The sequence below is a fragment of the Thalassobellus sediminis genome (assembly GCF_044386045.1).
GTDB classification, from domain to species: domain Bacteria; phylum Bacteroidota; class Bacteroidia; order Flavobacteriales; family Flavobacteriaceae; genus Thalassobellus; species Thalassobellus sediminis.
This window is the reverse complement of record NZ_JBISCD010000040.1, coordinates 50,982-63,801: the sequence shown is the minus strand read 5'-3', so window position 1 is coordinate 63,801 and position 12,820 is coordinate 50,982. Positions and strand designations below refer to the sequence as shown.

Genomic DNA, 12,820 nt, shown 5'->3' with positions numbered 1-12,820 from the left:
AAAATTTTGCCCATATTTAATCGGGTAATTTTCTAACAACATCCAGCCATGTATATTTTAATATAGCAGAAGTTATTAAAAATACAATTAAAGAGATGATAGTTTTTGGATAATCTCTAACTAAAAGAAATATAGGAAGTACAATCATACTGGATTGCCAAACAATACCTATGATACAGTTAAGCATATCCTTACTAAAATCTTTGTTTTCAGTGAACGATGTATCTTGATTTTTTAGTGCTGTATATACCGGTTTCCAAAACCCCCAAGGTTTTACATTTTTATAAAAATCTTTTAAAACAGAAATATCTGTAGGTTTGGTTAAAAATGTTCCTAATATGCTACCTAGTACAGAAACACCAAATATGATTGGAAATAAGTATATGGCTTGTAATTGAGATAAATTATAAAAAAATGATCCCTCCATAAAGCTTGCTTTATTTTGATCTAGAACAAACTGTAATGATGCAACTATCAATCCTGCAAACATACCCCAGAAATAACCCCAACCATTAAAACGCCACCAAACCCATTTTAAAAAATTTGCTGCTACATAGCCTCCAAATAAGGAGCTCGTAATCCATAATGTTAGTGAGTTAATAGAATCTGCATAAAAGCCCATAAAAACACCTAAACCAACCACAATAAAGGATGCAATATGACTCACTTTTATATAATGTTCACTTGTTGCTTCTGGTTTGAAATATTTTTTATAAATATCGTTTACTATATATGCTGGTCCCGCATTTACAAAGGCTGAAAATGTAGACATAAAAGCTGCTAATAAACCTGCTAATAATAAGCCTTTTATTCCTACTGGAACGTGAAAATTAATAATGGTAGGTAATAGTATTTCTAAATCACTTCCTGATAATGCTGGATTAGCAACCATTTGAGGTGCTAAAGTCACTAATGCGATAACTACAATACCACCAATTAACAAATATCTTGGAATGAATAAAATTAGATTGGTAAATCCACTCATATACGCTGCTTCCTTAACCGATTTTGTTGAAAGAATACGTTGTAAATCGTAACTTGGAGTTGGTCCTGCTATACTTGCAAAAAAACCTTTAAATAAAGACATTCCAACTAAGGCGCCAAACATTTTATACCCTTCAGAATCTATTAAATTATTAAAAGCTTGATATTTAGAGCTCCAATGTGGCCCGAGTTCCATCCCGAAAAACACATTTTTCCATTCTTCTGAAATTACAGATGTTACTTGGATATCTGTAAAATAAATAAGCGTATAACCTGCGACTAATACACCTGCAATAACCATAATTCCATACTGCAAAACTTCTGTTGCTACCACAGAGAACATACCGCCTTTAACTGTGTAAATAGTGGTTAATAAGATGATGATTAGTGCATATGATTGTTCGGAATTAAGCAAGACACTGTCTCCCATACTTAATGTTAAATCCCAAGGTAAAATAACAGTCATAAATTTACCGATGCCTTCAAAAAAGTAAGCAATAAATCCTATGGCAGATACAATAGCAAAAACAGCCACGATAATATGAGACGCTCTACCAGCTTTATCATTTCCAAAACGTGTTAAAATCCATTCAGACCCTGTCATTACTTTAGATCTTCTTATCCAAACGGCTAAGAACATCATGATAAACACTTGATTCCAAATGGGCCAAAGCCACATAAAGAAAAAGCTCTTTACGCCATACAAGAATAAGATACCAACCATCCATGAGGTTCCAGATATATCGAACATTCCTGATCCATTACTCAGCCCTAAATAGTACCATTTTATAGATTTTCCTCCTAAAAAATAGTCATCCAATCCTTTAGATGCTTTTTTTGAAATCCAAATACCAACGCTAACGGTTAATAGTATATAAAATATAATAATGCTTAAATCGATAGTGCCCATATTAGTTCATGTTGTTATTAGTTAAACCCCATGTTTTATTTGGTTCTGATCCCATAACAAAATGTAATATGCCTCCTTCTAATATTTGTTGATGTGAAATGGATGTTTGATTGAATGTTTCTCCATTTAATGTAGCAGATTGTATATAAAAGTTTGTGTTTGAAATATGCTCTGCTTCAACAACAAATGTTTTTCCTTCGGGAAGTTTTATTGTTGATTTCTCAAAAAGAGGACTTCCAATTTCGTAATTTCCTGAAGCAGGATTCATTGGATAAAATCCTATAGAACTAAACGCATACCACGCAGACATTTGTCCGCAATCTTCATTACCACTTAATCCATTTGGTGTTGCATTATATTGCGTGTCTAAAATATGATGTACCCAATATTGTGTCCGCCACGGCTTGTTTGCTTTGTTAAACATATAAGCAATATGGTGACTTGGTTCATTTCCGTGTGCATATTGCCCAATTAATCCTGAAATATCCGCAGAAATATTATCACCTGTAATTTCTGAACTTTCAGTAAATAATTGCTCTAAACGGTTTGTAAAAATAGCATCACTTCCGTGTAACGAAATAAAATCTTCAACATTATGAGGCACAAACCAACTGTGTTGCCATGCATTTCCTTCTGTATAATCTGTTTGCTCTCTATGGTTTGAGTGTTTTGGGTCGAAAGGTTCATTCCAAGATTTTCCATCTTCAGATTTGCCTCGCATAAATCCTGTTTCTGAATCAAACAGGTGTTGATAAGCTTTAGAGCGATTCAAGAAATAGGTATAATCATCATTTTTACCTAAATCTTTTGCCATTTGAGCAATACACCAATCATCAAAAGCATATTCTAAAGTTATGGTTACAGATTCGTCTAATAAATTATAAGGAATGTAGCCGTGTTTTTTATATAAGTTTAACCCGCGTTCATCTTGCATCATGGTTTGTTTCATGGCTTCATAAGCTTTTTCTGCATCAAAACCTTTAATGCCTTTTTTGTAAGCATCTACAATTACAGGGATAGAATGATACCCCGTCATGGTATTGGTTTCATTAGCATACAAAGTCCAAACCGGTAATATCTTTTTAGTTTCGTAATACGCTAACATAGAATTAACCATATCTGAAACTTTGTCTGGAGCTAAAAATGTTAGTAATGGATTTTCTGCTCTAAACGTATCCCAAAGCGATAATGTAGAATATGCGGTATAATTGGTAGTTGTTACGATACTATCATTTTCCTTTCTAAACTCTCCGTTTTTATCGCTATACGCTACAGGAGCAATTTGAGAATGGTATAGTGCGGTGTAAAAAATGGTTTTCAATGAATCTACAGGCGTTTCAACTTCTATTTTAGATAAAGCAGTATCCCAAATAGTTTCTGCATTTGTCTTTATTGCTTCAAAATTAAACTCATCTGAATCTAAATTGTCTTTTGCGTTTTTAATACTTACTGATGATACTGCAACTTTTACAAGTAATTCATCGCTATTGTTTGACTTAAAAAATAATTGTGAAGCTACTTTTTCTCCTTCAATTAAATCACCTTCAATTTGTTTTCCATCACCAAATAATAAATATTCTGAAATTGGTTTAGAAAATTTAGCAATAAAAAACACCTTTTGGTTTTTCGCCCATCCTTTACTAAAACGATAGCCACTTATGGTATGTTCGTCTTCAATGGTTATAGCTGTTTCATGAGGCATATCCCAGTTAATAGCAAAACCTAGATCTATAACAACAGATTGATTATCATTTTCAGAAAATGTATATTTATGATATGCTGTACGTAATGAAGATGTTAACTCAACATTTATTTTAGGTGTTTCAAGAAAAACCTGATAATATCCTGGACTCGCTTTTTCGTTAGAATGACTATAAGATGATTTATAAGCTAATGAATCTCTATTCTTTGTGTTAATAGTTAAATCAACTTGTTTGTTTGTTGGCATGAGTAAGATATCAGCCAAATCACCAATACCTGTTCCGCTTAAATGTAGATGACTAAATCCAGCAACTATAGAATCTGAATAATGGTAGCCAGAACACCAATCCCAACTAGAAATACCATTATCTGGACTTACTTGAACCATTCCAAATGGAGCTGTTGCTCCAGGATATGTATGTCCGTGTCCTCCTGTTCCAATAAACGGATTTACATAATTTGTTATATATTGTTTTGTTGGGGTTTTTTTATTAGTCTTTTCTTTGCAACAAACAGTTAAAACTAAAAATAAAATAAGCAGAGTAGAGTTTTTCATATAGCGTGATCATAATTTAACTTTAAAATTTCATTAATTTTACTATTTATAAAAGTAATTTAGACGGATAACACATAAACAAGCCTAAACACCAAAAAAACATCATCAATATTTTTAAATAATGAACTTTAAAAGCGATAAATTTTATTTAATTTCATGGAGATACCATGTTGTTTTCTGGGGTGTATATTTTTTGTTCAACACCTTTCGTTGGGGAAGTTATTTTGATGATTATGTATACTCTTTAAAGTCTAACTTGTTAGGATTTCCAATACATATGGTGTCATGTTACTTGAATATTTTTGTTTTAATGCCTTTTTTAGTGTATCGAAAAAAATACACGCTTTATGTTTTTTCAATTTTAGCTACCATATTCATTATGGTTATTGTAAAGTTTAATTTAACTTATTTTTTAATAAGCCATAATGTTTGGCCTGAAGGACCAGAGTCTATTACTAGTTTAACGCTAAATTATACTATAGAAATGATGATAGGTGAGTTGTATGTTGTAGCATTTGTTGCAGCTATAAAAATTACTTTAGATTTTATAAAAGAGCATAAACGTGTTGCTGATCTTGAAAAAACACAATTAGAAACAGAACTCCTTTTTTTAAAGAATCAGATATCTCCTCATTTTTTCTTTAATACACTTAATAATATTTATTCCTTATCTGTTGAGAAATCTAGTAAAACACCTAAAATAATATTAAAACTTTCAGAGTTAATGCGTTATATGCTTTATGAAACAAAGACAAAACGCCAAAGCTTACAAAATGAGATACTTTGTATTCAAAATTATCTAGATTTAGAGCGTGTTAGGTATAATGACTCTTTAGAGGTTAATATGTATATATCTGGAGATTTAGAAGATAAAGAAATTGCCCCTATGTTGCTGTTAACATTTGTTGAAAACGCATTTAAGCATGGAGCAAATAAAAATATAGGCGACGTAAAAATTGACATTAACTTTAAGATTAAAGAAAAATTTCTTTATTTTACCATTACAAACCCCATGCCAAAAATTACAACCCATACAGATAACCTAAAACAATCTAGTGGTATCGGTTTAGATAATGTTAAGAAAAGATTAGATTTAGGATATGATAAAAACGATTATTATCTATCTATTAAAAATAAAAAAAATAAATTTGTTGTAAAACTCAAAATAAGAGTTAGTTAAATATATAATTTTAAAAGTAATTCTAGTTAAAATACTATAAACTAAGCAAATAAATATGGAAGTAAGGTGTTTGATTATTGATGATGAACCATTAGCTATAAATGTTATTAAAAATTATTTAAATCAAATTGAAGATTTTGAAATAGTAAATGCTTTTAGTAACGCTATAGATGGTTTGAATTTTTTAAAAAATCACACCGTTGATGTTATTTTTTTAGACATCAATATGCCTGTTTTAGATGGTATAAATTTTATTAAAAGTATAGAAAACCCTCCTTTGTTTATTATTACAAGTGCTTATGATGAATTTGCAATTGAAACCTACGAATTAGATGTTTTAGATTATTTAGTGAAACCGATTGAGTTTCCTAGATTTATGAAGGCTATAAATAAAGTCAATAAAAGGCTTGACTCAAATACGAATATAACTGTAGAAAAAATTAAAGAACGCTCTTTTATCTTTGTTAAAATTGATAAAAAGAAAATGAAGAAGATTTTTCTTGATGAAATTTTAATTATTGAAAGTTTAAAAGATTATTTAAAAATAAACACGCTATCAGGCAGGTATATTGTTCATAGTACTTTAACCGATTTTACTAATTTGTTACCCTCTAGAGACTTTATAAGAATACATAGATCTTATACTATTGCTATTGATAAAATTGATGCTGTAGAAGGAAACAGTGTAGAAATTGAAGGACTTAGATATGTTATAGGGAGGTCTTACCTAGAGGAAGTAAAACAGAAAATTTTAAATTCTTCTATTTAGTATAAATAAAAAATTGATGGCTATCGTCTATTTAATAGAGATAACCATCAATAACCAAAAAACAACTAAACTAATTTTTAATGCTATTAATAAATTCTATATAATATTTTTAAAAATGATAACGCTTAAAAGCTTCAATAGCAGCGTATTCTGCTAATCCTAAATCGTTATATTTTTTTGCGGTTAATCTGTTTCTGTCTTCTACACGTACCCAAAACTCTCTAGAATCGTCTCCTTGAAACATAACACCATCTTTTTGAGATTGGTGATAAAAAATAGCATGACGCTTTTTAAGAACTTGGTCTGGACTCATAGGAACAGCCATTTCTATTTGGTAAGAATCCCACTCATGCCATGCGCCACGGTATAACCAAACCCAACAATCATCCATGTAAGGTTTGGGTTTTAATATTTTTAAGGTTTCAAATAAACTATCTAAACAAACTTTATGTGTACCATGTGGGTCTGCTAAATCTCCAGCTGCATAAATTTGATGTGGTTTTATTTCTTCTATAAATTGGCACATAATTGCTATATCTGCTTCAGAAAGGTTACTTTTCTTTACAGTGCCTGTTTCGTAAAATGGAAGATCTAAAAAGTGAACATTTTTATCAGGAAGCCCTATATACCTTGTAGCTGCTAAAGATTCACTTCTTCTAATCAATCCTTTTAGTTTTCTAACTTCTATAGAATCAATATCGTTTTTAGCTTTATTTCTCAAAAAATCAATAATCTTCTTAGATTCTATTGATTCTGGGTTTAATGTCATCGATATTTCAGCAAATTTCAAAGCTTCTTCGTTAGAAACAGCAATATTTCCTGACGTTTGATACGCTACATGTACATCATGACCTTGCTCTACTAACCTATTAAATGTGCCACCCATAGAAATGACATCATCATCTGGGTGTGGACTAAAAATAATAACTCGTTTTTTTAAAGGTGTAGAACGTTCCGGTCTGTAAGTATCATCAGCATTTGGTTTTCCACCAGGCCAACCTGTAATAGTATGCTGTAATTTATTAAACATCTTTATATTTAAATCGTAAGCTGTCCCTTCTTCTGTTAAAAGGCTTGCCATGCCATTATCATTATAATCTTTATCGGTAAGCTTTAAAAATGGTTTGTTTGTTAATTCGCTCAACCAAACAACCGCTTTAAGCTTTAATGCGTCTGACCAAACACAAGACTTAACCAGCCAAGGTGTTTTTACTCTAGTAAGTTCTGAAGAAGCATCACTATCTAAAACAAATGTTGTGTTGTTGTGTTCTTGCAAATAAGTTGCTGGAACTTGTGAAGAAATTGTTCCTTCTATCGTTTTCTTTAAGATTTCAGCTTTACTAATTCCCCATCCAAGTAAAACAATTCTTTTGGCATGTCTTACAGTGCCTATACCCATTGTAATAGCCTTTCTTGGCACATTATCTATCCCTAAAAAAGAAGGCGCAGCATCTATTCGTGTAATATGGTCTAATGTAATACTTCTAGTTCCAGAATTAATATGAGAACCCGGTTCATTAAAACCAATGTGTCCTGTTCTACCAATACCCAATAATTGAAAATCTAATCCGCCATAAGATTTAATTTTCATTTCGTAATCAATGCAGTACTGCTGTAATTCTTCTGCGCTTACTTTTCCATCTGGAACATTAACATTTTCGGGTAATATATCTACATGATTAAAAAGGTGATCATGCATAAAGTAAAAGTAACTTTGAATATTATCCTTGTCCATTGGGTAATATTCGTCCAAATTGAAAGTGACTACGTTTTTAAAGCTTAAACCATCTTCTTTGTGCATTCTTACAAGTTCTTCATACACTTTTATAGGAGAAGATCCTGTAGCTAACCCTAAGACACAAGTTTCATTGAGTTCTTGTTTTCTTTGAATTAAGTTTGCTATTTCTTGAGCTACTAAAATAGAAGCTTCAAGAGATGAATCGAAAATTACATTATGAATTTTTTCAAAACGGGTATCTTCAAATTTCCCTGCTTCTTTATAGCTGATACTCTCTTTAATCATTTGGTTGTCCATTTTGTTATTGTGATAAAATTACTTATTACGACTTGTTTGAAATCTAAAAATTCGACTAATAACCTTTGTGCTTCGGCAAAGGAATTATATTATTCAATAATGCTTATTTCTCCTATAGAAATATTATTACCGTTACCTACTTTAGATTTGGCTACAAACCGTATATATCTAGTATTTGTTGTATTAAAGGTTTTTATTTGCTCGATAGGATTGTTTTTAATATTTGAAAACTCGCCTTCAGATTGTTTTTTCCAGTTTTTGTTATCGATACTTGTATAAAAGCTATAGTTTGAAATTAAATTTAGATTGCCCCCAACTTGCTGCGGAAAATAAGAGAAACCTTTTATTTTTATAATGCTTCCCATGTTTATAATTATTTCTTGTGGTAGTTTATGGTTGTTATCTCCAAACCCCCACGTTGTGATTGGATTGCCATCAATAGTTCTGTCTACGGTTTTGAAATCGCCACTAGTGGTAGAAATCACACGCCATTTTTCTTTAGACATTCCATAGTTTACTGTTTTTATAGAACTACTTGTTTTTTCTTTTGTATTGTAAGCGATGGCTTTTATTTTTACAGCTTTAGGATATTTAAAAGGCACTTTGTATAAATCACTATTTATAGAAGGCTCAGTTCCATCAAGCGTGTAATACATAATGTTTTCTGCTTTAGTAGTCATTGTTACCAATCCATTTTTATCTCGTTTAATGCTTGGTTGACGAACCAATGTTGGAGCATTATATGCTTTGGCTGCAGAAAGAACGATACTTGCTTTAGCATCCGTAATATTAACTTTAATAGCAGATGTAGTTACAGTTTGAGTTCTTAATATTCTTTTATAACCAATTGTAGTTTCGTTAGCAATTGTTTTCCATTCTCCGTTAACTTTTGCTTCAACATTAAAAGCTTTAACACGTTGTCCCAATTTTATGTGCTCTTGTAGTAGTATTCTATTAATAGATGTAGGCTTTTTAAATTCAAACACAATAGAGGCTGTTGTAATTCCATCATCAGTTGCCCAATAGTTATTGTTGTCACCATCTATTACATTTTTAGCAGCGTATGTATTGCTGTTACCACGTACATTATCTGTAGAAACGTTACTATTAGTGAGTAATTCGGTTTTAAAATCGGCTTTAATAATTGCTGTTAATTCTTTTAATCTTGTTTCATCATATTCGTTAACTAGACCACGTTTATCAACAGGAAGGTTTAGTAATAGGTTAGCGTTTCTACCTATAGATTCATAATAAATATCAACCAATTCTTCTAAAGGGCGTACTTTATCATCTTCAATAGCATGGTAAAACCACCCTGGTCTTATAGAAACATCAGCTTCTCCTGGCACCCATTTTTCACCATCTTCATGTCCCGACATAAATTCTGTATAGTGTACCTTTCCTGCTAATTCATCTTTTTGACGTAATAAACACCAATTAGTTTTTCCGGCTCTCCCTTCTTCATTTCCAATCCATCTGGCTTCAGAGGGACCAATACCCCAAACTAAAGTCTTTGGAGTAATGTCGTATATCATTTTAAAGGTTTCATCCCAATTGTAATATTCAAGCGTATTTATTTTTCTTGTTTCGTTAGCGCCTCCATAATAACCATCACCACCATTGGCACCATCAAACCATATTTCGAAAACATCTCCGTAGTTGGTTAATAATTCTTTTAACTGATTTCTAAAATAAGTAACATATTCTGGCTTGCCATAATCTGGGTGGTTTCTGTCCCAAGGAGAAAGGTATATACCTAGCTTTAATCCGTATTCTCTACAAGATTCTGCTAATTCTTTAATAATATCACCTTTGCCATTTTTCCAAGGTGCGTTTTTTACTGAGCGCTCAGTATATGCTGATGGCCATAAGCAGAATCCGTCATGGTGTTTCGCGGTTATTATGATACCTTTCATACCTGCTTCTTTAACAACACGCGTCCATTGTCTTGTGTCTAATGCTGTAGGATTAAATAATTCGGGAGACTCATCTCCATACCCCCATTCTTTATTTGTAAAAGTATTTAATGAAAAATGTACAAATGCATAAAATTCCATATCATGCCAATTCAATTGCTTTTGAGTTGGTGTTGGTTCAAATGTTATTGGAGGAGTTACAGATTCTTTACAACTATGAATTAGAATAAAACAAAAAACGTAAAGTATTGTGATTTTGTAATTTTTCATAAAGCTGTTTTTCTTGAAAGCAATCAGTTTATAATATTAATTTAATTAATGTGCATTATTAACACTTTTTCGACAAAGGAACAATTTGAGAATACGTAGGTTATAAATAATCAGTTGTTTTTATTATATGCAATTTACTATGTGTTTGTTTTTATATAAGGGATTATTCATTCATTTATATGGATGTTTTTTCTGTTCTCGGTCTTTTTTGCATAAAATACTTTAAGTTTTTATATACCTTTAAATTTGTTAACTTCACGCAGTTTTAAATATTATAAAGAATGAAATTTTATCTAAAAATCAACTTGATTGTTATTCTACTAATTTCAACAAGTTGTATGGCGCAACAAACAACAGTTTACACCATTGGAGATTCAACCATGGCAAATAAAAAAAATCCTGAAACAAACCCAGAACATGGTTGGGCACAAGTTTTGCCACAGTTTTTTAATGAAAATGTAGTTATTGATAATAGAGCAGTAAACGGAAGAAGTACTAGAAGTTTTATAGGAGAAGGTCGTTGGGATTCTATACTTAAAACATTAAAAAAAGGCGATTTCGTTTTTATTCAGTTTGGACATAACGACCAAAAATTTAAAGCACCATCACGTTATACCAATCCACATACGGGTTATCGCCAAAACTTAATTAAATTTGTAGAAGAAACTAGAGAGAAAGGGGCAACTCCAATTTTGTTTTCTTCGATAGTTAGAAGAAATTTTAATGAGCACGGTACATTAATTGATACTCATGGCGAATATCCTTTAGAAGTAAGATTAGTTGCTTTGGAATACGATGTTCCTTTTGTAGATCTTCAATATTTAACAGAGGTTTTAGAAATGTCTTATGGTGTTGAAGGGTCTGAAAAACTACATTTGCATTTTGAGCCAGGAGAAAATCCTTATTATAAAAATGGTAAACATGATAATACCCATTTATCAAAATTAGGAGCTACAGAAATAGCTAAACTTGCTGTAAAAGAATTAAAGAAAAAGTCTCCTAATTTGGCTGAATTTATAAAGTAGTTTGTAAGCTTTTTAGTTAAAAAAAAGGTAAACATTTTAAAGAATAATGTGATTAAAAGTAGTTTCTTTTTTGTTAACAAAAATGTACCCCTATCCATTTTTATACTGTGTTTTAATTTGCTACTTTTGGATTCGAAATAATTTAAAATAAAGAAATGAAAACAATTAAAATTTTAAGTATTGTATTTGTGGCTGCAATCATGTCATCTTGTAATAACAAAAGTATTACCAATAAGCCTTTAAAAACTGAAATTGATTCAGTGAGTTATGCTATTGGATTAGATGTTGCAAAAAACATTAGTGCAACTGCCTCAGAAATAAATAAGGATATTTTAATACAAGGACTTGTTGATGCTTCAGATTCTACTGCTTTAAAAATAGATAAGGATAATGTACAACAAATTATTTCTTCATATTTTCAAAAGAAACAAGTTGCAGATAGAGAAAAACAAGAAGCAGAAGCTGCTGCAAAAGCAGAAAAAGAGTTTGCGCATGTTAAGGCTGAAGGAGAGAAGTTTTTAGAAGCTAATATGACTAAAGATGGTGTTGAAATTACTGAAAGTGGTTTACAATACATTGTTTTAAAAGAAGGGGCAGGAAATAAGCCAACAGCTGCATCTACTGTTAAAGTGCATTACCATGGTACATTAACTGATGGAACTGTTTTTGATAGTTCTGTTGAAAGAGGTTCTCCAGCACAATTTGGTGTAGGTCAGGTAATAAAAGGTTGGACAGAAGGTTTACAATTAATGTCTGTAGGTTCTAAATATAAATTCTTTATACCTCAAGAATTAGCTTATGGAGCAACTCCAAGAGGAGGGAAAATTAAACCATTTTCAGCTTTAGTTTTTGAAGTAGAATTATTAGAAATAGTTAAGTAATATTTTTTTACTTAACTTAAATATAAAGGCAGGAAGTATAAATCTCCTGCCTTTTCTTTGTTTAAAAAAGTTCTTCTTCTAGAACTAGTAATTTTGAGTGACAAATATCACATTAATATAGATTAGAAGTATTATTTTTGAACCCGTGAAAATAGTTTCTTCCATATTATCTTTATTCTTAATTGCAATTATTTTGTTTAATAGTTTGCGGGTGTCTTTTACTTACGCATACTATCTTGTTGATACGACTGATTTTATTCAAAGACTTTGCGAAAACAAAGACAAGCCAATAATGCAATGTAATGGTAAATGTCATTTAAAAAAGGTTGCTCAAAACAACAGTGCAAATGATGATAAAGTGCCTTTAAAAGAAATAGATTTTAAGGAAGTTATCTTATATATTGTTGCGGAAACAGCATTCAATTTTACCTACACCACGGCTAGCGAAAATGAAATAAGTAATTACAATAATTTATACACTTATTCTTTAATTTCTACTTTAGATCATCCACCACAATCTTTGTTCTCACATAATAAAATTAAAAACACAGAAGTTTAAGTAAACTTCTGAAAATCTATTTATTTCAATTTTA

Annotated in this window: 9 protein-coding genes; 5 read left to right on the top strand and 4 right to left on the bottom strand. The window is 31.0% G+C overall.

All coding sequences use genetic code 11. The features are described 5' to 3' along the window. Positions 1-16 precede the first annotated feature (16 nt). Positions 17-1,894: a sodium:solute symporter family protein gene (locus ACH5TW_RS07225; protein WP_439335833.1), complete on the bottom strand. Its 1,878-nt coding sequence runs from the start codon at positions 1,892-1,894 to the stop codon at positions 17-19. A gap of 1 nt (position 1,895) precedes the next feature. Further along, positions 1,896-4,151, bottom strand: coding sequence for a GH92 family glycosyl hydrolase (locus ACH5TW_RS07220; RefSeq protein ID WP_439335832.1), 2,256 nt, complete (start codon positions 4,149-4,151; stop codon positions 1,896-1,898). A 121-nt stretch (positions 4,152-4,272) separates the two neighbouring features. On the opposite strand from ACH5TW_RS07220, the gene ACH5TW_RS07215 reads away from it, so the two are divergent. After that, positions 4,273-5,331, top strand: a complete 1,059-nt coding sequence (locus tag ACH5TW_RS07215; protein WP_439335831.1) for a sensor histidine kinase — start codon at positions 4,273-4,275, stop codon at positions 5,329-5,331. Positions 5,332-5,386: 55 nt separating this feature from the next. Further along, on the top strand, positions 5,387-6,100 hold the full coding sequence (locus tag ACH5TW_RS07210; protein WP_439335830.1) for a LytR/AlgR family response regulator transcription factor: 714 nt from the start codon (positions 5,387-5,389) through the stop codon (positions 6,098-6,100). 109 nt (positions 6,101-6,209) lie between these two features. On the opposite strand, the gene nagB is transcribed toward ACH5TW_RS07210, so the two are convergent. Further along, positions 6,210-8,123 carry a glucosamine-6-phosphate deaminase gene (gene nagB, locus ACH5TW_RS07205; RefSeq protein WP_439335829.1) on the bottom strand — a complete coding sequence of 638 codons (1,914 nt, stop codon included), beginning with the start codon at positions 8,121-8,123 and terminating at the stop codon, positions 6,210-6,212. 101 nt (positions 8,124-8,224) lie between these two features. Next, on the bottom strand, positions 8,225-10,321 hold the full coding sequence (locus ACH5TW_RS07200) for an alpha-L-fucosidase (RefSeq protein ID WP_439335828.1): 2,097 nt from the start codon (positions 10,319-10,321) through the stop codon (positions 8,225-8,227). Positions 10,322-10,602: 281 nt separating this feature from the next. On the opposite strand from ACH5TW_RS07200, the gene ACH5TW_RS07195 reads away from it, so the two are divergent. The 3 genes from ACH5TW_RS07195 to ACH5TW_RS07185 all read left to right on the top strand — a co-directional run bounded on the left by ACH5TW_RS07195 (position 10,603) and on the right by ACH5TW_RS07185 (position 12,786). After that, entirely contained in the window at positions 10,603-11,346 is a 744-nt protein-coding gene (locus tag ACH5TW_RS07195; RefSeq protein WP_439335827.1) for a rhamnogalacturonan acetylesterase, read from the top strand. A 155-nt stretch (positions 11,347-11,501) separates the two neighbouring features. Next, entirely contained in the window at positions 11,502-12,227 is a 726-nt protein-coding gene (gene bamJ / locus ACH5TW_RS07190) for a BamJ family beta-barrel-assembly machinery protein (protein ID WP_439335826.1), read from the top strand. Positions 12,228-12,372: 145 nt separating this feature from the next. Further along, on the top strand, positions 12,373-12,786 hold the full coding sequence (locus tag ACH5TW_RS07185) for a hypothetical protein (protein ID WP_439335825.1): 414 nt from the start codon (positions 12,373-12,375) through the stop codon (positions 12,784-12,786). The last annotated feature ends 34 nt before the right edge of the window (positions 12,787-12,820 follow it).